Raw genomic sequence first — 21,981 nt, forward strand, 5'->3', positions numbered from 1 at the left:
TCAAGAAAAGACTACACTCAATAGAGCTTGTACCTTACGAGGTTCTCGATGATTGCTTCTAGTGAATCAAACCGCCTCCCCCAGTCGAATATGATAAAGTCATATGTTAGCGTATAGCTTCCTCCTAAGCCTGCTGCCTGTATTGCAATTCTGATCACTAATAGATAATAGGAGTCAACGTATGCAGACTCTAGAATTAGCTGGGATATACGCCCGGCTTTTTCATTTTGCAGAGATAAATTATTGTAGAAGACCTCTATTCGCCACTTCCTCCTCTTACCGTAGGTCATCCACATTTCACCCATTTTAGACGCAATCATTTGTTATGCCTAAGTCGTCCCTCTCACAATCATCATAATGTATCAGTACAGACACAGTGGTCAGGAGGAAATGTTTCGTGTCAAGCAAGAAAAAACTGTAATTGTTGGTGCAGGCGGACATGCAAAAGTGATTATCGATATTTTGCAGCATGATTCATCGATAGAGATCGTTGGATGTACAGACAAATCGGAGAAACAGCAGATTATGGGGGTTCCCATATTAGGCGATGATTCTATCTTGCCAGCATTATTCGCGGCTGACATACACCATGCCTTTGTAGCAATCGGAGACAATAAGCTGCGTTTCAAAATAGCCGTTCAAGTCGAGAAACTGGGCTTTACCCTGGTCAATGCCATTAGTCCATTCGCTTATGTAGCCCCCTCTTCACAATTAGGATCAGGAATTGCGATCATGCACAACGCGGTCATAAATGCAGATGCTCAAGTCCATCACTACGCAGTCATTAACACAGGTGCCTCGATCGATCATGAATCCGTGATAGAGCGAGCGTGTCATATTGCTCCTGGCACCACACTTTCTGGGAATGTACATGTAAAAGAAGGAAGCTTTCTCGGCACAGGCTCCAAAGTAATCGACGGGGTTACCATTGGGGCATGGTCTATTTTGGGGGCTGGTTCTGTTGCCATTCGCCATATTCCAGAATCCTGTGTTGCTGTTGGGGTTCCAGCTCGCGTCATTAAGCAGATTCACATTTAAATCGAGCTAATTGCAGACATGAATGTTGGAGGGAAATAACATGAACAAATACTACCCTATAGCAACCCCTGTCTTGAATGGAAATGAAACGAAATATGTTCTGGATTGTTTGAATACGACGTGGATCTCTTCCAACGGCCCATATCTGGATCAATTCGAGCAGCAATTCGCTGCCTTCTGCCAATCGAAGCATGCAATCGCCTGCAGCAATGGAACAACAGCCCTGCATCTTGCCCTGCTTGCTCATGGAGTCGAGCCGGGTGACGAAGTTATCGTGCCTACCTTAACGTTCGTTGCGACTGCGAATGCAGTTACGTATTGTGGTGCAGTACCTGTATTCGTTGACATTGAAGCCGATACATGGAACATGGACATTCGAGCAATCGAGCAAAAAATCACTTCCCGTACGAAGGGCATTATCGCGGTACATCTGTATGGACATCCCGCCGACATGGATCCAATCATGGAGCTTGCTCACAAATATGATCTGTTTGTCATTGAAGATGCTGCTGAGGCGATTGGGGCTCAATACAAAGGGAGAATGGCAGGAGCGCTGGGACATACGGCAACATTCAGCCTGTTCGGCAATAAAGTCATTACGACCGGAGAAGGCGGCATTGTCACGACAAACAACGAAGCCATTGCGGAGAAAATAAGATTGCTGCGAGGCCAAGGAATAGATAAGAACAAAAAGTACTGGCATCCGGTCATCGGTTACAACTATCGAATGACGAACATTCAAGCTGCCATCGGATGCGCCCAATTGGAGAAGGTTGAGTGGCATATTCGAGAGCGAATCCGAGTAGCGATGCATTATTATGATTACTTGCAGCACGACAGCCGGCTGACACTGCCTGTACAACGAATATGGGCCAAAAATGTATTCTGGATGTTCAGTATTGTGCTGAACGGCTATTCCGAGCAGCAGCGAGATCATGTCATGCAGCAGTTGAAGGAGCAAGGAATTGAAACCCGACCATTCTTCTATCCGATGCACATACTGCCTCCTTATCGCGATGGCCAGCTGTATGAAGAATATCCAATCGCCAACCGAATTGCATCGCAAGGCATGAATCTTCCCAGCCATGGCGAATTAACCAAACAGGACATTCAGTATATCTGCCAATCCTTGCAAGATATACTGTGACGAACAAATGAGCTGTTAGGAGGAGACATTATTGGATCTGCAATATCGACTCATCCATTTTATACAAGCAATCTGGAGGCAGGATGGTCAACAATTCATCGCCGAGTTGTTTCGACAGCTCCTTAACCGCGAACCGGGAGCGATAGAATACCAGCACTATATGAGACTGTTGACTTCTCGGCAGACCAAACTAAGTATTATTGAGCAAGTCATGTGCAGTGAGGAGGCAGAGCAGAACTACCTGAGACCCCCTACAAGCTTTATTCCTACTGAAGCTACTACCGCTGCTAGTCTCATTCGGCGTTTTTACGCCGCGGAGCCTTTTTTCTTCATCCATTCCTTATATGATGAACTGTTATGCCGCAATCCAGACTCACTGGGCTTGCAAGGTCATCTAAAGGGATTAATGGCCAAACATAGCAAGAAACTAATGCTTCGGCAGTTTTTGAACAGCACAGAATTTCAACACTTGCTTGCGCATCCGCAGCTACCATTGAAATCGGAGCCTAACCCTTATTCCATCCTGACGGCGTCCCCGCGAACGGTTCAGCATATCGGGATTTTCTTAGCTTATCCGCACCCGCTTGCCATGGATGGTGAAGGAATTGGCCGCTTCCTCTACCGGCTTACGAGAGGCATGTTGTCCAACTTTCCACACGTGCACATTCATATTGCTGCTACTGGCTATAATCACGCCGATGCAGAACAGTCTTTCTCACCGTTAAAACCAATGTTTCCGGGCAGAATTCATATCCACCATTCCAATAATGTAGAGCATTTCAATACGAATGTACCCGCTGAAATATGGATCGTCCCCATTATCTCGCTTGATTTGGCCATGTTTTTAAAGAAGCCGTATATTTTATGTCTGCATGATCTTGTTCATCATCAGTTTAAAGACCTTTATTTCTCCACCTACCCAGAATTTTGTCACCGTGTGGATCGAAATGGCTATTATATTTTGCATAAAGCCGCTGCGGTTGTATCGAACTCAAATTATGTACGAACTCACCATGCAAGAGGAATTGCCGGGCTGCCTGCACACAAAACGCATGTCATCCGACTTGCTCCACCTAGTGACGAGTATCAAACCTTTTCATTTATGGATCAGCAGCATTTCAGAGCGAAATATCAGCTTCATCATGAATATATCGTATTTCCAACCGTGCTTCGCCTTCACAAGAATTTCGAGCGGCTCCTTGCCGCATTTATTCAATTCCGATTAACGATAGACGGATACCATTCGCATTTGCGACTCGTCTTCACTGATCAATTGTCAAGCAGTCCAAAAGAAGCCGATGTTATGCGCATGCTGCAGCATGTACAAGACCCTGAGATTGTAAACAGTCTCATGTTCATCGGCAGAATTCCTACCTCCGACCTGCCTTCCCTCTACAAATATGCAGTAGGCACTATCGTGCCTACCTTGTTTGAAGGCAGCTGTCCGTTCCCTATTCTTGAATCATTAACGGTAGGAACGCCTGTCGCTGCAGCCAATTTAGAGGTGACAAACGAGATTATTCCCGATATGAGCGCCTTCCTGGCCTTCAATCCCTACTCCGTAGACCAGATCGAAGCCAGTCTTCGCGCTCTCTGGGTATATCGGCACACCTTAGTGCCAAGACAACAGGAAGTGACTCGTGCAGCTATGCAGCGAGGCTGGCCGGATGTTGCGAACGAATACTACGCCCTTCTCCAACATGTCATTTCGAACCCTGTCTAAATCCCCTGTTTGCAGCATTTCAACCCTATATCATGCCGTAATATTTCAAATAGGCAACGCGGAAAACATGAATATATTGGCTTGCAATATAATCCCACGTGTCTGTTGGATCATTCATGCCTTGCATAGCGGACGATTTGTAATGACTGGACTGTGCAAAAAATAAATTCAGTGCTTGGGCTATGGAATCAGGGGATTCTGGATCGAACCAGATGATCTCCGCGCTATGTCTTGCCATATGCTCCCTCATCACAGGAATATCCGAGCACAGCACCGGTACGCCTAGACGCAGCGCTTCTTCTACGGGGTAGCTTCCTCCTCCCTCCGACATGCTAGGCATAATAAGTGCTTGGGCGTTGCGAACCAGAGGAATCACGTTCGAGTCATGAATGAATCCCAGTGGATAGATGTCTGCATCTAAGCGAAGTCCTGTCCTTGCTAATAAGGAAATCAGCGTAGGCACATACATCTGTTCCGGCCATTGTGGCGGGACAACTCGCAGCAATTCTGTATGATGACCAAACAGCACGAGCGGGACTTTGCCAGCTGCGGTGCACCGGGAATATCCCAACAGCAGATTATAGTGATTTTTGTGCGGAGATATATTGCTCGGGTATACCACATATTGCGGTGGGAGACGGACGGCCACATCAGGACTCACGATATCGTTCACGGGTTGACTTATCGGGTCTGCTGGCAGTATCGCGTGTGGAATAATAGTCGCACTGTTTCCTACCTCTCCGAAATGATGGAGCAGTCTAGTCTGGACATGGCGCGAGGACACGACAATCGAGGTCATGTTACTGAGCCATTCCTTCGCTTCCCGCCAAGCCTGCTCAATAACGGCGCCTGACACATAGGGCGGTACAAAATCAAAGACAGTCGCATCATGAAAGGTGCATATTGTCGGAAGATCCACCTTCACATAAGCAGGCCCATGCGGCCAGAAGAAATACACAACATGGCAATCTGCTAACAGCACCCTCGCTTCTGGCGATTGAATGCTTCCGTTAAAATACACAATGTCGATATTCGGGTAGCTCGCTGTATCGATTCTTTCCTTGAACTTCGTGTCAGGTGCAATGACTAAACGTACGAGATCGATATCCACCTGCCGAGCCATCGCAGGCAGCATATTGGATAATAATCTTGCTCCGCCTCCCGCTGATATTAAATTTGCGCACCATATCATTATCCTCATGTTCCACACTCCCTCAGAGCAGCATCTCGTTGCATGCAGCCAATCAGTTAATCCTTATGCTGCATTCCGCACTAAGATTCGTGGGAGTAGCCGTGACGCATGAAGCATACTTGAGAGTAAAATGACGATAGTTAGATTGGAGGGGAACATTAGAATGGCGCAAATAAGATGGCATGGCACTGTATTCGATTCCACTGGTTATGCCAAGGCAACCAGAGAATATGTACTCGCATTGCATGCTGCCGGAGTAGATGTAAGCCTTGAAACCTATCAAGGACTATCGCAAGTAGGACTTCCCCCAGAGCAACGATCTGTACTGGAACACTTGCTAAGAAAGCGTCGCAGCGCTGGCCAGCGTGTTAGTGTATACCACTACATCCCAGATCTCTGGCAAAGAAAGCTTCGGCCTTCATTCGGATTTACTTACTGGGAAACGTCGAAGATACCAGACAATTGGATTACACAGGCGAATCAGATGAGCGGCGTACTGCTGCCTAGCATCCATAATATCAATGTATTCCGCCAATCCGGCGTTAACGTACCACTGCATTACGTCCGGCCCTGTCTCTCCGAACCCTATCGTCCTCCTTCACCAGAGCATACACCCCAGTACGTGAATCATTTACCGCCATTCCGATTTTTGTCCGTATGTTCTTGGATCGATCGCAAAGGAATCGACATCTTGCTCAAAGCCTTCTGGAGTGAATTTACCGCGGCTGATCCGGTATGTCTCGTTATTAAGACAGCAGGTACTGCAGATGTATATCACATGTTGGAGCATTGGAAGAGAGAACTGCAGCTGACACATCAACCTGCTCAGGTCTATATTGATTTAGAACTGCGCAGCGAGATGGAGATGGATGCCTTATATCGAAGCAGTCACGCATTTGTACTGCCGAGCCGTGGAGAGGGTGTTGGCTATCCCGTATTGGAAGTCCGCTATGAGAGGAGTGCCCGTCATTGTAACCGGCTGGGGTGGACATCTTGATTTCTTAAATGAATATAACAGTTACTTAATCCCCTATCAACTCATACCCGTAAGGCCTCAGCCTTATTATCAAGGATACCAGCGTGATCAGCTGTGGGCCGAGGCATCTGTAGACGCGCTGCGCAGCCAGATGCGACATGTCGTAACCAATTATGCAGAAGCGTCTAACAAGGGCCAAATTGCTATGCACCATACGCTCACTCACTTTTCTCCTGATAAGGCAGCTCAAGATCTCATTTCTGCCCTATCACGTACAACGGGCCTCACCTTTCCCTAGAAGGTGAAGCCCACATTTTGTTTCCTCTATTACTCGGGTCTCCCAAGATGTGCCCGAATCTGCTTCAATGCATCTTCCAGATGTTCAGCCTTAATGGAATAGACCTGCCCTTCATAGCCCATCGAGGCATGATCATACCTAGAATCATAGTAATGTTCCAGCATGAGCGACACCGCTTCTCCATAGTTCTCTAGGCGAAGGGCTTCTGCAATTGTGTTCGCATGTGGGGTATGCATGCGCCGCTGAATCCGGGCGAATGCTTCACGGATCGCAGTTGGATGCTTGGATGGCTCATATTCTGTCACAATGTTTTTAACCCGTACCTGTATCGGCAGTTGGATATCAAGCACCGTTCCCGCCTTCTTCGCATCCATCAGGAATTCTGGCAGTATGACCTTCCCGATTCGACGACTCTCCGCCTCTAATAGGAGGCAAGGTACTCTCGCAGACTTTAACTCCTCCAGCTTCTCGAATAGCATCGCATCGAACATCTTCTGATTGTTCGGGACTTGTCCAATATGCCCAAATACAGAGCCTCGATGTCCTGCCATCTCCTCTAGATCAAGGACGGGATACCCTTCCGCTTGAAGCTGCCGAAGCATATCTGTCTTCCCCGTCCCCGTATGTCCAGACAGGACAATGCACGGTATTCGCCAGTCATAGTTCACTAGCGACTCTTGTATCCATTGTCGATAGGTGCGTATTCCCCCTGACAATCGGTATGGCTTCAATCCCATTAACGACATCACAGTAGCCATCGTACGGCTTCGCATGCCGCCCCGCCAGCAGTAGATGATGGTCGTCCCTCGGAGCTCCTTGAATTGCTTATATAATGATGGAAGCTTGGCTGACGCGATCTCTAACCCACGTTCCTTGGCGGCTTCCACACTTACTTGCTTGTATATCGTTCCGATCTCCGCCCGTTCTTCATTCGTGAACAAGGGAATATTGATGCTTCCCGGTATTCGGAATTCCTCGAATTCTCCTGGCGAACGCACATCAACAAGCGTTGCCTCCTTGTCCCGCAATGCCATACACTGCTCTAATGAAATATCGTGCATACCTCTCACCTCTTGTTGTCTCTTACAATCTCATGATCACACGCAACAAATTTCTCGTGATATCGAACTATTGTTAAGACTATAGCATTCCGCCCAAGAAATCCACTCCGACAATCGCCGTGCCCTTTTTTACGTTAGGTACATATGTAGTAATAACCCATGATTGTCATCATTGTCTGTTTTTCAGGAGGTGTTTCACATCACGACCGTTAAAGCAGTTATATTAGCTGGCGGAACTGGAACTCGTTTCTGGCCTTTCAGCCGCGCAGATTACCCGAAGCAATTTTTGCCGATTCTTCATCAGCAATCGATGCTCGCTGACACGGTGCAGCGAATGCTTCAATATTTACCGTTGGAACATATATATATCGTATCCCTTAGAGAATACATCCCTATTATTCGGAAGCAGCTTCCTGCCTTCCCGCTGCAGAACATTATTGTGGAGCCGATGGCTAGAGATACCGCCGCATGCATCGGTCTTTCTGCGCTTCAATTAAGTGCAGACGACGAAGATCCCATTCTGATTACCTTACCTTCCGATCACTATATTTCGGATCCTGATGCTTTTCACGAAGCACTGCGCACCGCCGTCTATCGTGCAGATCAGGAACGATGTGTCGTTACTTTGGGGGTGAAGCCAACACGCCCTGAGACGGGATACGGATATATCCGTATCCAACAGAACAGCCCTACTAACGGAAATGCAGCAACCGATATATCCACTCCACTTACCCCAGTTGAGAAATTCATCGAAAAGCCTGAACTTTCTGTTGCGAACAATATCTTCGCTGATGGCTGCCACTATTGGAATACAGGGACGTTCATTTGGAAAGCTTCAACCATCATGCATCTAATCCATCTGCACCTACCTGACCTGTATCGTTCCTTGCTAGATATGAAGACACTCTTAAACGATCCACATAAGGGTCAACAACAGCTCGCTGCCGCATACAGTAGTCTCAAGAAGCAATCCATTGATTATGGCGTTATCGAAAAATGTGAATCCATCTACATGATTCCTGTCCATTACGGCTGGGACGATCTCGGCAACTGGAATGCACTTGAGCGCATACATCAGACCGATGAACTCCTGAATATCGTTCATGGGCGTCATGAGGGGATCGATACGGAGCGAAGCATTATCTACGGTGCAACAAAGCAGTTAATCGCGACGGTAGGCATTGAAGACATCGTGATCGTCGCCACGGATGATGTGGTTCTCGTCTGTCCGAAAGAACGAACACAGGATATAAAAAAGATGGTGAAGCACTTGAAGCAGCGCGGATACGACACGTTCTTATAGAAAGGTGGATACGACTCGATGTTTCTTCATAATATCGGTACCATCTACGAACCAACAGGATATGCAAAGGCCAATCGGCATGTCGTGCTTGAATTGATGAAGCTGGGGGTGCAGTTTCACTATACGCCAGTTCATTCCGAAACAGTCAGGGTTCCTATGACCCCCGATATCGAGGCGGCCTTGCAGGCGATATCGCACACTCCATTGCCAGAGCCCCATATCGTATTTACGCATTACCCTGCGATCCAATTTGTGAAGGACATTCGCCATTACTCAATCGGAATGACGATGTACGAATGCAGCCGACTGCCGTTCATGTGGTCTCGAAGATGCAGCAATATGGATGAAGTATGGGTACCGTCCACCTTCAATCGAGATACCTTCCACCGGTCTGGAGTCCCGGTGCACAAGATTCACGTCATGCCTTACGGAATTGATTCGGACTTGTTTGCTCCCGGTCACCCCCCATTCCCTATTCCGGGCCAACGAAGCTATACCTTCTTATCCGTCTGTTCCTTCGATGACCGCAAAGGCATTGATATCTTACTTACCGCCTTCCTTGAAGAGTTCGCGGAGTCCGAGGATGTATGTCTCATTATCAAAACGCGTGCAACCACTGAAGAGGAGATCGGCAGACAGCAAGCCTATATTGACGCTATCGCCTTCAAGACAGCCGGAAAGTCTCGCTCATCTGTCATTCTCATCTCAGCGATTCACAGTTGGAGCGAGCAGCAGTTAGCTATGCTCTATAACAGTGCCGACAGCTATGTGCTTCCTACACGTGGAGAAGGATGGAGCTTAACCGTAATGGAGGCAATGGCCTCCGGTCTCCCTGTCATTACAACGCGCTGGTCAGCTCATCTTGATTTCGTCAACGATGCGAACGGATACCTCATCTCCGTCCAGAAGTTCGCTCCCGCCCACCCCACGAATTCCAGAATGCTGTGGGCAGTTCCAGACAATATGCATCTAAGACAGCTGATGAGGCATGTATATATGAACCGGGATGAAGCAGCCGCTAAGGCTGCCCTCGGTCGAAACACAGTAAAGGAGCAATTCACATGGCAAGCAAGCGCAGCCCGCATGCTTCATCGCTTGACGGAAATAGCCGCGCGTTAAAAAGGGAGATGGCAACGCTATGATCAGCGTCATTGTTCCTACGATCCATCACACCGATCTCGTTAAACATTGTGTGCACAGCTTCATCCATACCGTACATGAGCTGCCCTACGAGATCATCGTTGTCGATGATGGCAGTCCTGCCGCGATTCAAGAAGAACTGGCACGATGGGCTGCTCCGCTCCAGGTGCAATTCATTGCAAAGCCTCATAATCATGGATTCAGCCATACTGTCAACGCTGGCATCCAGCATGCCAAGGGACAATATATTCTGCTCGTCAACAATGACGTGTTCTTCCACGAGCCCGGGTGGCTCCATCATATGGTTGCAACCATGAACAGTGATGCAGCAATCGGCATCGTAGGAGCGAGGCTCCTCTATCCTGATATGACCATACAGCATGGCGGTGTTATCCCGACAGCGAAGGGGCATTTTGATCACCGCTACCGCCGACAGTCAGCTGATTATGAGCCTGCATTAGCCGTAGAAGATATGAATGCCGTAACCGGTGCATTAATGCTAATACGCAAGCAGCTCCTTGATCAGATTGGACTATTGTCAGAAGAATTCTTCATAGCATTCGAAGATGTTGACCTCTGTTACCGCGCCAAGGTTCACGGCTCCCGTGTCGTGTATTGCGGAACGGCTAGTGCCATCCATGCGGAAGGGTATACCCGCGGCACGACAAAAGCGAACAAGAATCCATATTGGAGACAAAAAGAAATGGAAGCTCGAAAAAAATTCTGGATGAAATGGGGAGGGAAAATCATCCGATGACAGCTCCTCTGGAAGTTGTATATGTGCTTGAACTGACCGGATTGTCTGGCGGCATCCGCAACGTATTCGAGCAGGTCAACCGCCTGCATGATATGGGGGTTAACGTACAATTATTTGCACTCGATAAGCAGCCTAATTGGTTCCCGCTCAAGGTGCCCGTACGGCGCTTCGGCAATTACCCAGCCTTGATGCGCGCCCTGACGCCAATGAACTGTATTAAGGTCGCCACTTGGTGGAAGACGCTTGCTGCCGTATGGCATAGCTGCGACCGCAATCGCGGAGGCAACGGTGTGCCAGTATATCTGGTGCAAGATATCGAGGAGAGCTATTACCCGAACTGGAATGATATGCAGGAGCGAGTACGCAATACGTACCGTGTGCCCGTGCATATACTGACGATAGCGGATTGGACGACCAGACAATTGCTAGAGCGGTTCCAGAAGCATGCAAGCAACATTTCCATTGCAGTTGATACTGACCTGTATAAGCCGAATCGCACTCATGACTATGACCCATTCCGTATTCTTGCCTGCAGCCGCCGCAGCCAACACTTGAAGGGATTCGACATTACGGTTCAAGCTGCGAAGGATGTGTGCTCCAGACTGCCACAAGCATCTATGGTCACCTTTGGCGTAGAACCTCCCCATCTGCATGGCATTCCTCATGGCCATTTCTCTCATCCAGATGACCAGCATGTTGCCTACTTATATGCCAACTGCGGAGTATTTGTCCAAACCTCCTATCACGAAGGCTTCGGGCTTCCGATATTGGAAGCTATGGCTTGTGGCGCCCCTGTCGTGACCACGAAGGCGGAAGGAAATGAAGAATTCTGCCATAATGAATGGAATTGCATCCTTGTAGACAAAGGGGATGTTGCCGGGGTTGCGCAAGGGATCCTGCGCATATTAACCGATCCGCAATTCGCCGCGTATCTCACAACGAATGCCATGACAACGGTACAGCATTATAATTGGCCGCGTGTGATGCATAATCTGCTTACGGTATTTCACGCCGTGACACCTCAATTGCAGCAATGAATGCATATGAAATAAGCCCCCTCCGAACCTCGGAGCGGGGCTTATTTCATATGCAGCATATCCTTAATTCCTTATTCCCACTTGATAGTGAATGCCGGCAAATACCTCATTCCATACTTGATCGCAAGCAGCATCCCATCCGATGGGCAGCTCTAATCCGCATGTATTCGCAAGCGGCCATTCCTTGTCGATGATCCGATGCTCGTTTCCGGGATTTACAACCAGCAAGCTGAATTGATGCTTCACAAGAGATGCCAATGCTGCTTCCAGTTCCGCTGCCTCGTCATAAGATGCATTCAATCGGAAGTAGAAGATACGCTCGCTATGCTCCGCCTTATCTAGAAATCGATGAATTCTCCGCTGAATCGTCTCAATGAATTTCGGATATCTCAACGCGATCCCTCTCCGACGTTCTGCGTACAAAAAATCATGAACAGATTGAACACCATACACCCGATCTAATATGCAATAATTATGACGTTTAAAAATGATGCTCTCCACCACTAAATGATCCGGATACATGAACTTGGCAAAGCGATTTCGAAGCAATAAGCTTACACCAGGTGTCCAATTGGAGTACATCCAATCCACGACACCACTGTACGGCCGCAATCCATAGCGTTCCAGCCGTTGAGCCGTATAACAGTTCGACCCCAAACTGTACATGGCATCGTATGCGCCTTTTACATCAGACAATCGCAAGGCAATCTCCTCCACTACATAAGGTTGAACGGTGTCCTATAAGTTTCCTCAGCCATTTTGCCGCCCCACTTCAACTCATAATACCGCTCGTACAAGGGCCAAGTCGTATCAATGATAAAATTGTAGCGAGCATCCGACTTCCTCGTTGAGCTTCCATGATGATCGACGGGCAAGCCCGTGAATACTTCATCATATCCTGCCAACCTGAGCCTGCGATGATAGTCTATATCGGCGAAATAACTGCTAAATACCGTGTCCCATGATCCCACTGCTCTAACTGCCTCCATATTGTAAGCTGCAAGCGCATCGAAGTTCGTTAAGGCAAGCCCCCACTTCCGCCCACTGTTCTTCAACCCCTCAAGCACTCCCAGAAATGCTTCTGGCGTACCCGGATGAGCCTCCGCATCGTTATGCATATAGAACACAGAATCGGCCCCCTGATCGAGAGCCACCCTCTGGAACCAATTCATAGATTGGGTAAATGTCAGCGGTACAGGAGGCTCATATACAGTTACGCGCCGAGACAATTCAGAATCATATCTCAATTCGTGCGCGGGAGAGTTATCCAATACGTAAGTGTGCTTCCAATACAATTCGATACTGTCTAAGGCCCGATACAGCAGATCCTTACGGTTCACGTACGGAATTCCCACAACGTAACGCAATGCTGATCACTCCTCATATACATAGTCATCAAGCGTTCCTTATGTCTTATAGATGGCGAACCCGCTCCGCTATTTTCTTCGCGGAGTTCTCCCACGTCCAATGCGACAGCACAAGCTGGGATACGGCCAGACTTCGCTCTTTAACCGCTTCTTGATTCTCGTACACAAAACGCATGACATGAGCGAGATGCTCAAAATCCGGCTCCGCCCATTGAAATCCTGTATAGTACGGACATTTCGCAACGGCCGGAATCAATCGCTTTACTTGGATCGGGAAGCCTGTTTGGATATTCAGAAAATCCCTCTGCGCACTCCAATCCGTCGCGATAACAGGAATGCCGCAAGCCATCGATTCCAGAATTGGCATTCCCCAGCCTTCTCCCCTTGTGGGCAGCACGAAGCAATCCGCTGAACGATACAAGCTGCCAAGCAAATAAGAGGGAATCGTCTGATTTTCGATAATAATGATTTTGGACTCTGCATGCTTCAGATTCAGCTTGCGAATCTCAGCACGCACGTTCACTTCTGGGTCTTTGTTCGTAATTTTGCAGACGAGCACCACATCATCGAAGGCGAATTCATTGGCGAACGTTCGCAGCATTTCCTCTGGTGCTTTGCGTTCCCCCCACTCGAATACACTTAAGAATGTAAACTTCTCAGAGAACCGGAAAGCACGAATATTCGGGTTGAAAAAGTTTGGATCAACCCCTAATGGGATAACATGAATCGGAACATGAACGCCGCTGTTGCGAAAGGTCTCTACATTGAAGCTGGATGGAACCCACACTTCATTCATGCGGTTGCACTGACGCACCCACTCTTCAGGCAGACCGTCCACTTCCAGCATCGTATAGCCGATCTTGTACCTGCCTTCATTTTTGAAGAATACGTCTCCCTGTCCGTACACCACTTCTGTTGCGGATTCATTCCGCTTGCGCATGCTAAATATATTCACGCGGTAATCATCGCTCATATTCGGTTCCTTCGTCTGGAACGGTGTTCCAGGTCCGTATACATAGCGATAATGCATCTTCACACGCTGTTCGTCGAGAGCAATCATGAGGTTGCGGGAGGAATTCGCATAACCGCTTGGCAGATTCACAATAGAATGCCAATTCAGCTGCGTATGATACTCCCCGGCAAGCTTGTGGCCCCATTTTGCATGAAAAACACCCTGTGAGAGCAAAAATAATTGGTTGAAATCGACGTTATTTACCTTCGTAGAGGTATTCTGCGCATGAATGAGTGTTACTCTCCCGTCATAGACAACCCGGAAACCGGCGGCTAATGCCCGCAAGCAATAATCGGTGTCCTCGAAATACGCAAAATAATCGGTATCCAATGAACCGATTAGATTAATCAGCTCACGCTTTATATAGGCACACGCAAATACAACCCCTTGTACATCGCGAACACCTTCATATTGACGAATATCGGTCTGCAATCCACCTATCTGTTGTCCCCAGCATGTATCCTCGAAGATATACGTCCCCGCATGTTGAAGCTTCCCGTCTTCACCACGCAATCTGCAGCCTACAACACCGATATTTGGAGCTTGAAAGGCCGTCTCTTGCAGGCGCTCCAGCCAATCTGCCTGCGTAATTAGAATGTCGTTATTTAGCATCAGAATATCACTGTCTAGATCGCAATGAGCAATGGCCAAATTGTTGCCAGCCGTAAATCCAATATTTTGCGGACTCTCAATTAACGTAACCCACTTCAGACCTCGAAGATAGTCCACACTTCCATCCGTGCTTCCATTGTCCAGCACCACGATATCAACCAATTCATGTGCAGCCAACGGGGCAAGCGAAGCGATACACTGCTTCGTATGTTCTAGTCCATTCCATGTCAGGATTACAATCGATACTTTTCGCCGCAGCGGCGGAGCCGACGCACGATTGCCGATCGTCTTGGCAGGAGGGTATTCCATAATTTCGAACCGTCCAAAATCAACCGGACCATTAAGTCTTGGGGCTTGTGGGGCATGTAGCAGCATCTGACATTCCGGCGATACCAGAATCCCCATTAAGATAGACATTCGCGACTTCCCTTGTCTCAGCAAGAAGTGATAGTGCCGGAAGGCGCCGTCCTCCACTTCTCTGCACAACATCTCTCGGTACAGCTCATGCGGGAATTCGTTCGGATCAATCGTCAATAAGCTATAAATCCGATGAAAGATACGATATGAAGGGTCAACCATATCGATGACAACTTCACCAGCGAATGTCTGTTTCAACTCTTTGCTTTTCAGGAAATGGGTAACAATGGTCATCTTCGTGTGCCCTGCGCGAAGCAGTGCAGTAAAATGGCTTAACCCTGGATAATCCGGCTCCCTATTTAATATCTGTCTATATAGCTCCGACACAAATGCTTCCTCTTCCAAGCGGAACATCTGGTGTAACGTCTGGATGATATTCAAACTCGATCCCTCCATACACATTACGGATGATACGGTCATTTACATTAGTGTATTAGCACAGGTTCCAATTTGCCTGTGTATTTGACAGAAACGGGCGCGAAATAACAATTGGATGTACGCCTAATCAACATCCTTAACTCCCCTGAATACAGTGAGTACTAGATTTAGGTGATGGTACATGAATAAGGAGTGAAAAAATGAGACAAATCGTTAAAAATTTAGTAAAAATATGTTCGGACATTCTCCCCTATGAAGCGCCAGTATATGAGTTTGGAGCGTATCAAGTGCAAGGTCAGGAAGGATTCGCTGATTTGCGTCCCTTCTTCCACGGCAAACCTTATGTCGGCTGTGATATGCGTCCTGGTGTAGGTGTAGATATGATCTTGGATCTCCATCATATTGACCTCCCTGCGGAGACAGCAGGGCTTGTAATCTCCTTGGATACGCTTGAGCATGTGGAAGATCCCCGTCTCGCCATGCAAGAGGTTCATCGCATCTTAAAACCGAACGGCATTGCCATTATTACCTCTGTCATGAATTTTCCAATCCATGATTATCCAGCCGATTATTGGCGCTTCACGCCGCAAGCATTCGCCAGCATATTGAAACCATTTGATACGGTAATAACCGATTATGCTGGGGAAGAGCTATTCCCTCATACCGTCATCGGTATCGGCATTAAGGGCAATGCCGTTCCTGCCGAGATGATTAGCTCGCTCCAGCAATACTTGGACATGTGGAGAGCTGCAAGCTATCACCAGCATTAACAGTTATAGGGGAGGGGAACTTTGATGAGCTACTTTTTGAACCAAAATCCAGCTTATCAACAATACCAAATCGGTGATTGGTCCTACGGCTACCCTAACGTACTCACATGGGGTGAGAAAGCAACATTAACGATCGGAAAATTCTGTTCATTCGCTTCGAATACGACGATCATGCTGGGCGGAGAACATAACGTGGACTGGGTTACTACCTACCCCTTCAACCCCATATTCCCCAATGCAGCAGGCTTCCTTGGACATCCCAAAACAAAGGGTGATGTTACGATTGGCCACGATGTATGGATTGGCTTCGACTCGCTGATTCTTTCTGGAGTATCCATTGGCAATGGTGCAGTCATTGCAGCAAAGAGCATCGTTACGAAGAACATTCCTGCTTATGCGATTGCCGGCGGCAACCCGGCTCGTGTGATTCGTTATCGCTTCCCACCTTCCATCATTGACGATTTGCAGCGTATTGCATGGTGGAATTGGCCACTGGAGTACATCACAGTCGCTTGGCCCCTCCTTCTCTCCAATAGAATCGAGGATTTCATTCGCACGTACAAAACGTGGTGATCATGGGAGGCAACAGAAGTGATTTATTTCTGGAATCAGGTCGTACATCCTATCCTTCAGCTGACAAGGCCGAAAGTGATCGTAGAAATAGGATGTGCCCAAGGATATAACACCGTTAATTTGCTCGAATATGTAAAGCCGATGGAGAACGGTCAGCTTGTGGCTATCGATCCCTCTCCCTTGTTCGATATTGAACGAATGAAGCAGTTATATGTCCATAAATTTCTTCTCGTTCAAGATTACAGCCTGAAAGTCCTGCCTCATATTCACACATGCGATGCCGCGTTTATTGATGGGGATCACAACTGGTATACCGTGTACAACGAATTGAAGCAATTCGAGCGCATCAAGAAGTTCCCGATCATCTTCCTTCATGATCTGGAATGGCCTTATGGCAGGCGAGATATGTATTATTTCCCTGAATCAATTCCGGCGGAGTTCCGGAAGCCGAGCGCTAAGAAAGGGATCTTGCCAGGAATCAATGAGCTTGTAGACAATGGACATAATGATTCTGTCCACAACGCGGCATATGAAAATGGAGATCGTAACGGAGTATTGACTGCGGTAGAAGATTTTATGAAGGAAGCCCAAATCCCGCTCCAGCTGCATCGCGTACGCAGCCAGTTCGGACTAGGCATCATTATGCCAGACATTACAGAAACACAACATTTCTTCAATCGCGAAATACGCCGAATTATTGAACAATCTGGTCTGTAATATGCAACCTTTCTATGTATCTCTAGCCACAGATTCTCCTTTTATCTGCGGCTAGAATACACCCTATGCTACTATAATCCCGAAGCTGCCAGAATCGTTTGGACATGCATATCGATCGATGGGTGCTTCGGTGCAATAATACCTAGCCCGCTATTGGACAAGGCTTGATGGTAGCTAACGTACCAAGGCGTCTGCTGCAAGAAGTCCTCAACAGCAGTCAACACGCCATTGCGAGCTCCCCCTTCATAGAGTGCATTATTCAGTAAATTGTTTGCCCCTCCGCCATGAACGAGCTGCGATTGACCTGATACCATCCCCATCTTCGCATAAGGGTGCACAAAACCTGCGGGAATCGATTCCGGGAAATAATACATATCTCTTCTACCATACGGCCATTGTGTGTCATGCAGAAAAACTAGCGGGAACCGTTCCTGCTGCTGAGCCATTATCTCAACTAACTTCAGTTCATGATATACGGTATACCAATTATGATCCCCATCAATCAGGATACAATCAAATTGCTTCAGGTGCGGAAGAATCTCTAAGCTATAGTCCAGCAGCATATGAAATTCCTTGTGGAAATGCATCTTAAACTGCTGAATATCAAATCTCGGTGCTGGATCTATAACAAATAATTCACCATTCACCGCACGACAATACTGCAATAAGTTGCTCGTATTCAAACCATGCTCCGCACCAATCTCTACGATTCTCTTCACACCAAATGATTGCAAAAGTGGAAGTATAATTTTTTCCCAAAATGCAAGCACCTTACTCACCTCCGTATATCACTATATGCGATTCAACGAACTTGGTATAAACATTCTTCCCTACACGATCAAAATGGGACTCGCTATGTTCGAGCGAGAATTTCAATCCTAGATGTGAAGATGATTGAATACATTGAAATGAAGAGCTTGTGCGAACCTAGGGGGTGTAATCCGATGACTCGTATGTTGTTATCGAACCGATATCATTTCTCCTCGTTGCAGATGAGAGACGGCAGCTTATTATTCGAACCACAGGAGCATTGTCTCCTTGAATGCCCTAAGCCGGTGATATACCACGATGCGGCCGGTCCGTTCAGCGTGTGTCAGGATGACGCACATTATGTTCATCTCATGTATGTGAATAGGGATGACCAGCTCATTCATGTCTCAATCAATCCCTATTCACTTCAGACGCACAAGCGCGAAATAGCAGGCCTGTTCAAGCACGTCCTGCATATTCAACTGATCAACTGCCACAATCAGCTTCATGCCGTGATTCAATACCGTTCACGTATTGAGCATGTATCGTTATCTGGCATTCACTGGTCAACCGCAGACATCCTATATGATGGCGACGAGATCCATTCCCTTCGTCTCTTCTCGCATCAAGATCATATCTGGCTGTGCACTGCATTAATTACGGCAGCGCCTCCGCATCAGCAACTGCGTCTGCTCTTGCAATCTTTCCATACAGTATCCAGCCAGTGGCTGCCTTCGCCTTCATTGCTTGCTGCCCCTCTGGAATCAAGGGACGATTTTGCAGCCTATGAACTCTACTCTGTACAAGGACGATTTGGAATGTTTCTATTTCAGCGCATTGGGAACAAGCTCTTATTTACAGCATATGAATGGAATAAACAAAAGGAATGGTCATTGACGGCTCATAACCAAACAATCATCCCCCCCACTCCTGCAACACAGGTCATATGTACATACGATCAAGGGCGGTATTGCTTAAGCTGGGTAACAGAAGATCTGCTGTTCCGCATTGAATATAGTTTCCATCAAGAAGAATGGAGCGAGTTATATACAACAGCTATTCCATGTCCTGTTATATGGACATGTATGTATGACAAGCTGCTAGGTCGCGATGGTCCTACAGTATGGATTGCTCCTGACGAGGAGACAACGCCTGACTTCACTGGTTTTGCAGCACCTGCAGTCATACAGGGCTACCGATCAAGGCGCGAACTCACTCACAGTATCGATTCAGCCGAAGCAGTCATCGCTTCTATCGCACACATGAGAGAATGTTGCAGAACAAGAAAGAGGGAACTTCTCCAATTGAAGCATATCCAGACAGAGCGGCAAGCCACAGCGGATCGACTGACTGAACGAATCGCTGCCTTGCAGGAGGAAGTTCAAGTGCGCCTTGCCATTCAGGAGCTTAGTAAGAAGAATACATTATTAATGAAGAAAGAAGATAAGATAGTAGCTCGAAGCGGCATGAAAGAACAATTATCACGGATTGTATTCAAAATATCGAACCTACGCTAAGGAGGAGCTTGTGATGATGAATAATTCGGAAACTTCCATTGATGTGATCCTGCAAACTGCAGCCGATGTTGATCTGGAGACGCGCAGAATCTGCTTGATTACCCATATCAAATTTCGCAATATTTCAGCTCAGCCTGTGTCGTTGTCTCATATTTTACTAACACTATCTCCAAGCCAATTCTCAGTGGTGAGCGGGAAAATTATACCCCCTCAGCATGCTCTGGTATATGGCCTCCATAAGAAAGGCAATCAGCAAACGGGATGGAAATTTGATCGGGATGATTGGTTCTCGTACGGCCGCAAAAACGGGGAGTACCGGATTGAGCCTGTCCAGCCCCTTCTACTTCCTCCACGCATCTGGTCTGACATAAGAGATATTTATATTGAATGCGATATCAATCACCTCATCACTCCGCTGCACATACACGCTTATGTACTTGCAGACGGCAAGCAGTTCCCTGCCGCGAATCCGAGCAGTATCAGCTTCCGAACTGCTGTTCATCCATAATTGTTCTATTCTAAACTACATGAATGACGAGTATGTTTACATAAGTTTGTACGAATGAATCTAGTAATTCATCCAATCTTATGACGAGTCCCCTTCATACATTAACAGTGTAGAAAGAATTCTAGCGGGTTCTTTCGCTCATATGATGAAGGGGAGGTTTACTAATATGGTTCTTATTCCCATTCAACGGATCGTAAGCAGCACAGCTAACGTAGTTACTGCTCCTACAAGCGCAACTGCAGCGACTCTAGCATTGGCAGGTGCAGCGCCTAACGTAGTGAACGTAGGGAACGCACCGCGTATTTGGCCTCAAATAACAAAATTCGACAATGATAACGGTCCATTTGCAGCAGTTCCAAATCCGCAATTCATCTGGTCACAAGCCACATTCGTTCCAGGTGAAACGCACGGTTTTGCTACTGTTTCAGTACCAATTCCACTTACTATTGGAGTTGCCGCTGACTTTGTCATTGCGATGGCTGTATTCGCCGACAATGCTGTGGTTGCACAGATTCAAGCTTTCAGCCCATTGCAAATCAGCTTGTTCCCAGTTCCTGGACTGAATGTGCCATTGATTGGAGGCTCCTTGGATCCAACTACTGGCTTAACTACAGATGTTGCGAATCCATATAACTGGCAAAATGTGCGCTTCTATACGATTCCAGCTTCGCTTGGATTAATCTCGATTGCACTTAGCGTACAGTTTGTATTCCAATTCCAAGTGACAAACTACTTCACAACTGGCGCTGTTAACACAGCCGGCTTATCTTTCATTGCTGACATTTATCAGTCCTTGCTGTAATTGCTGGTCCTTGTCTCCCGCAAACCAGTTGAATAGCTGAAACGAATGAAACAACACGAAGCATGATGCGATTCCTTAGAGCGCATCATGCTTCATGCTATGTGTTACAATTCTTATTGACTCTGGCTGTGCTTGGCTCCCCTCAATCCGATAACTGCGTACGCGAGGACGAAGCCGTGACAAAGATACAATGATGTACGAACACGGATATACGGCATGCTCAATGTCGAAGACGGACGGGTTTGGACCAGAGGCTGGATGAGAGTGAAATACGGCGATGATCTGTTCTCCACTACGCTCCATTTGCTTCAATGCATGATCCAGTTGCTCCATATCCATCGTAAATGATACCGGACTACGGTCAATATTATCGATAATCCAGCAGCGGTTAGCAAGCCCGTTGTTTCCTGACAGCAGTCCACAAGCTTCTAATGGCTTCTCTCGCAGACAATGCCCTACCATTTCTCGATACGTGTTCTCCGTTAGCTGTAGTCCCACAGCATTATGATTTGTCGGTAGATGATTGTTCACGTTTTGCCCGCTCCCTTTGCATGAGCAATAGATCTTGAGCTGGATCTTTCGGACCGCGAGGCTGGCTCGTTAATGATTTTTGATTCATATAGCTAAGCAGTGAACCAGACTGCTTGCTTGCTCCGTCTGCACGTTTTACCGTATTGGCATGAAGCCATGTAAACGTCGAATATGCTGGAATCGGCCGCTTATTGTCTTTCACCTGCTCCTGCTCTCGACCCTTCAACTCATCCGACTCAGCTTGCCGTTCACGGTGTGCCTGCTCCTCATGTAGAGGAATGGAGATTTCTTCGGCTTCATCCACCGTAGGAGAGTCGTGACTTTTCTCTTTATCCTCCCATTCATATTCGGCTAC

Annotated in this window: 24 protein-coding genes; 15 read left to right on the forward strand and 9 right to left on the reverse strand. The window is 47.3% G+C overall.

The annotated features are described in order from the left end of the window. Positions 1–17 precede the first annotated feature (17 nt). Positions 18–290 carry a hypothetical protein gene (locus AZ66_RS05735; RefSeq protein WP_156159911.1) on the reverse strand — a complete coding sequence of 91 codons (273 nt, stop codon included), beginning with the start codon at positions 288–290 and terminating at the stop codon, positions 18–20. A gap of 100 nt (positions 291–390) precedes the next feature. On the opposite strand from AZ66_RS05735, the gene AZ66_RS05740 reads away from it, so the two are divergent. The 3 genes from AZ66_RS05740 to AZ66_RS05750 are packed head-to-tail and all read left to right on the forward strand — an operon-like array spanning position 391 to position 3,908. Continuing rightward, positions 391–1,038: an acetyltransferase gene (locus tag AZ66_RS05740; RefSeq protein WP_082061471.1), complete on the forward strand. Its 648-nt coding sequence runs from the start codon at positions 391–393 to the stop codon at positions 1,036–1,038. Positions 1,039–1,078: 40 nt separating this feature from the next. Then, entirely contained in the window at positions 1,079–2,185 is a 1,107-nt protein-coding gene (locus AZ66_RS05745) for a DegT/DnrJ/EryC1/StrS family aminotransferase (RefSeq protein WP_044353969.1), read from the forward strand. Positions 2,186–2,216: 31 nt separating this feature from the next. Next, the gene (locus AZ66_RS05750) at positions 2,217–3,908 is read left to right on the forward strand and encodes a DUF4214 domain-containing protein (RefSeq protein WP_044353970.1); all 1,692 of its coding nucleotides are present in this window, start codon (positions 2,217–2,219) and stop codon (positions 3,906–3,908) included. A 25-nt stretch (positions 3,909–3,933) separates the two neighbouring features. Here AZ66_RS05750 and AZ66_RS05755 read toward each other — a convergent pair whose 3' ends face one another. Then, positions 3,934–5,109 carry a glycosyltransferase gene (locus AZ66_RS05755; RefSeq protein WP_044353971.1) on the reverse strand — a complete coding sequence of 392 codons (1,176 nt, stop codon included), beginning with the start codon at positions 5,107–5,109 and terminating at the stop codon, positions 3,934–3,936. Positions 5,110–5,263: 154 nt separating this feature from the next. Here AZ66_RS05755 and AZ66_RS05760 point away from each other — a divergent pair, with 154 nt between their 5' ends. Then, on the forward strand, positions 5,264–6,097 hold the full coding sequence (locus tag AZ66_RS05760; RefSeq protein WP_231586745.1) for a glycosyltransferase: 834 nt from the start codon (positions 5,264–5,266) through the stop codon (positions 6,095–6,097). Further along, complete coding sequence (locus AZ66_RS32415; RefSeq protein ID WP_231586746.1) at positions 6,051–6,374, forward strand: glycosyltransferase; 324 nt, start codon at positions 6,051–6,053, stop codon at positions 6,372–6,374. The genes AZ66_RS05760 and AZ66_RS32415 overlap by 47 nt, the downstream gene beginning before the upstream one ends. 29 nt (positions 6,375–6,403) lie before the next feature. Here AZ66_RS32415 and mnmH read toward each other — a convergent pair whose 3' ends face one another. Next, positions 6,404–7,435, reverse strand: coding sequence for a tRNA 2-selenouridine(34) synthase MnmH (mnmH, locus tag AZ66_RS05765; RefSeq protein ID WP_044353972.1), 1,032 nt, complete (start codon positions 7,433–7,435; stop codon positions 6,404–6,406). Between the two features lie 172 nt (positions 7,436–7,607). Here mnmH and AZ66_RS05770 point away from each other — a divergent pair, with 172 nt between their 5' ends. The 4 genes from AZ66_RS05770 to AZ66_RS05785 are packed head-to-tail and all read left to right on the forward strand — an operon-like array spanning position 7,608 to position 11,672. After that, positions 7,608–8,738: a mannose-1-phosphate guanylyltransferase gene (locus AZ66_RS05770; protein WP_231586747.1), complete on the forward strand. Its 1,131-nt coding sequence runs from the start codon at positions 7,608–7,610 to the stop codon at positions 8,736–8,738. An 18-nt stretch (positions 8,739–8,756) separates the two neighbouring features. After that, entirely contained in the window at positions 8,757–9,857 is a 1,101-nt protein-coding gene (locus AZ66_RS05775; protein ID WP_044353973.1) for a glycosyltransferase family 4 protein, read from the forward strand. Positions 9,858–9,876: 19 nt separating this feature from the next. After that, on the forward strand, positions 9,877–10,635 hold the full coding sequence (locus AZ66_RS05780; protein ID WP_028531819.1) for a glycosyltransferase family 2 protein: 759 nt from the start codon (positions 9,877–9,879) through the stop codon (positions 10,633–10,635). Next, a complete protein-coding gene (locus AZ66_RS05785) occupies positions 10,632–11,672 on the forward strand; it encodes a glycosyltransferase family 4 protein (protein WP_044353974.1) in 1,041 nt (346 codons plus the stop codon). The genes AZ66_RS05780 and AZ66_RS05785 overlap by 4 nt, the downstream gene beginning before the upstream one ends. A gap of 63 nt (positions 11,673–11,735) precedes the next feature. On the opposite strand, the gene AZ66_RS05790 is transcribed toward AZ66_RS05785, so the two are convergent. From AZ66_RS05790 to AZ66_RS05800, 3 genes are read right to left on the reverse strand one after another with little or no spacing between them, the layout of a single operon-like run. After that, positions 11,736–12,368, reverse strand: a complete 633-nt coding sequence (locus AZ66_RS05790; protein ID WP_231586748.1) for a DUF1796 family putative cysteine peptidase — start codon at positions 12,366–12,368, stop codon at positions 11,736–11,738. A gap of 20 nt (positions 12,369–12,388) precedes the next feature. Continuing rightward, positions 12,389–13,039: a glycosyltransferase family 2 protein gene (locus tag AZ66_RS05795; protein ID WP_044353976.1), complete on the reverse strand. Its 651-nt coding sequence runs from the start codon at positions 13,037–13,039 to the stop codon at positions 12,389–12,391. Between the two features lie 46 nt (positions 13,040–13,085). After that, positions 13,086–15,461, reverse strand: coding sequence for a DUF4214 domain-containing protein (locus tag AZ66_RS05800; RefSeq protein WP_082061472.1), 2,376 nt, complete (start codon positions 15,459–15,461; stop codon positions 13,086–13,088). A 197-nt stretch (positions 15,462–15,658) separates the two neighbouring features. Between AZ66_RS05800 and AZ66_RS05805 the strand changes: the two genes are divergently transcribed. Genes AZ66_RS05805 through AZ66_RS05815 form a run of 3 tightly spaced genes read left to right on the forward strand, consistent with a single transcriptional unit; the run spans position 15,659 to position 17,518 of the window. Continuing rightward, positions 15,659–16,228 (forward strand): class I SAM-dependent methyltransferase, encoded by a 570-nt coding sequence (locus AZ66_RS05805; RefSeq protein ID WP_044353977.1) that lies wholly within the window; start codon positions 15,659–15,661, stop codon positions 16,226–16,228. A gap of 24 nt (positions 16,229–16,252) precedes the next feature. After that, a complete protein-coding gene (locus AZ66_RS05810; protein WP_044353978.1) occupies positions 16,253–16,801 on the forward strand; it encodes a CatB-related O-acetyltransferase in 549 nt (182 codons plus the stop codon). An 18-nt stretch (positions 16,802–16,819) separates the two neighbouring features. Then, positions 16,820–17,518, forward strand: a complete 699-nt coding sequence (locus AZ66_RS05815) for a class I SAM-dependent methyltransferase (protein WP_044353979.1) — start codon at positions 16,820–16,822, stop codon at positions 17,516–17,518. A 71-nt stretch (positions 17,519–17,589) separates the two neighbouring features. On the opposite strand, the gene AZ66_RS05820 is transcribed toward AZ66_RS05815, so the two are convergent. Continuing rightward, a complete protein-coding gene (locus AZ66_RS05820) occupies positions 17,590–18,288 on the reverse strand; it encodes a class I SAM-dependent methyltransferase (protein WP_021262078.1) in 699 nt (232 codons plus the stop codon). Positions 18,289–18,462: 174 nt separating this feature from the next. On the opposite strand from AZ66_RS05820, the gene AZ66_RS05825 reads away from it, so the two are divergent. The 3 genes from AZ66_RS05825 to AZ66_RS05835 all read left to right on the forward strand — a co-directional run bounded on the left by AZ66_RS05825 (position 18,463) and on the right by AZ66_RS05835 (position 21,095). Further along, positions 18,463–19,785, forward strand: a complete 1,323-nt coding sequence (locus AZ66_RS05825) for a hypothetical protein (RefSeq protein WP_044353980.1) — start codon at positions 18,463–18,465, stop codon at positions 19,783–19,785. 13 nt (positions 19,786–19,798) lie between these two features. Continuing rightward, positions 19,799–20,293 carry a hypothetical protein gene (locus tag AZ66_RS05830; RefSeq protein WP_044353981.1) on the forward strand — a complete coding sequence of 165 codons (495 nt, stop codon included), beginning with the start codon at positions 19,799–19,801 and terminating at the stop codon, positions 20,291–20,293. Positions 20,294–20,459: 166 nt separating this feature from the next. Continuing rightward, positions 20,460–21,095, forward strand: coding sequence for a hypothetical protein (locus AZ66_RS05835; protein WP_044353982.1), 636 nt, complete (start codon positions 20,460–20,462; stop codon positions 21,093–21,095). A gap of 75 nt (positions 21,096–21,170) precedes the next feature. On the opposite strand, the gene AZ66_RS05840 is transcribed toward AZ66_RS05835, so the two are convergent. Both AZ66_RS05840 and AZ66_RS31785 read right to left on the reverse strand, forming a co-directional pair. Continuing rightward, entirely contained in the window at positions 21,171–21,626 is a 456-nt protein-coding gene (locus tag AZ66_RS05840) for a M67 family metallopeptidase (RefSeq protein WP_082061473.1), read from the reverse strand. Then, on the reverse strand, positions 21,598–21,981 hold a 384-nt coding region (locus AZ66_RS31785; RefSeq protein WP_044353984.1), incomplete at its 5' end, for a hypothetical protein. The genes AZ66_RS31785 and AZ66_RS05840, both read right to left, overlap by 29 nt.

Origin of the sequence: Paenibacillus sp. E194 (assembly GCF_000935845.1) — a bacterium.
Taxonomy (GTDB): domain Bacteria; phylum Bacillota; class Bacilli; order Paenibacillales; family Paenibacillaceae; genus Paenibacillus_B; species Paenibacillus_B alvei_B.

Bases quoted from the DNA above. Each gene is read 5' to 3' on its own strand.
- AZ66_RS05835 (WP_044353982.1), top strand. From the start codon at position 20,460: ATGGTTCTTATTCCCATTCAACGGATCGTAAGCAGCACAGCTAACGTA.
- AZ66_RS05755 (WP_044353971.1), bottom strand. From the start codon at position 5,109: ATGAGGATAATGATATGGTGCGCAAATTTAATATCAGCGGGAGGCGGA.
- AZ66_RS05785 (WP_044353974.1), top strand. From the start codon at position 10,632: ATGACAGCTCCTCTGGAAGTTGTATATGTGCTTGAACTGACCGGATTG.
- AZ66_RS05780 (WP_028531819.1), top strand. From the start codon at position 9,877: ATGATCAGCGTCATTGTTCCTACGATCCATCACACCGATCTCGTTAAA.
- AZ66_RS05735 (WP_156159911.1), bottom strand. From the start codon at position 290: ATGACCTACGGTAAGAGGAGGAAGTGGCGAATAGAGGTCTTCTACAAT.
- AZ66_RS32415 (WP_231586746.1), top strand. From the start codon at position 6,051: ATGAGAGGAGTGCCCGTCATTGTAACCGGCTGGGGTGGACATCTTGAT.
- mnmH (WP_044353972.1), bottom strand. From the start codon at position 7,435: ATGCACGATATTTCATTAGAGCAGTGTATGGCATTGCGGGACAAGGAG.
- AZ66_RS05810 (WP_044353978.1), top strand. From the start codon at position 16,253: ATGAGCTACTTTTTGAACCAAAATCCAGCTTATCAACAATACCAAATC.
- AZ66_RS05830 (WP_044353981.1), top strand. From the start codon at position 19,799: ATGATGAATAATTCGGAAACTTCCATTGATGTGATCCTGCAAACTGCA.
- AZ66_RS05760 (WP_231586745.1), top strand. From the start codon at position 5,264: ATGGCGCAAATAAGATGGCATGGCACTGTATTCGATTCCACTGGTTAT.
- AZ66_RS05825 (WP_044353980.1), top strand. From the start codon at position 18,463: ATGACTCGTATGTTGTTATCGAACCGATATCATTTCTCCTCGTTGCAG.
- AZ66_RS05745 (WP_044353969.1), top strand. From the start codon at position 1,079: ATGAACAAATACTACCCTATAGCAACCCCTGTCTTGAATGGAAATGAA.
- AZ66_RS05805 (WP_044353977.1), top strand. From the start codon at position 15,659: ATGAGACAAATCGTTAAAAATTTAGTAAAAATATGTTCGGACATTCTC.
- AZ66_RS05775 (WP_044353973.1), top strand. From the start codon at position 8,757: ATGTTTCTTCATAATATCGGTACCATCTACGAACCAACAGGATATGCA.
- AZ66_RS05740 (WP_082061471.1), top strand. From the start codon at position 391: ATGTTTCGTGTCAAGCAAGAAAAAACTGTAATTGTTGGTGCAGGCGGA.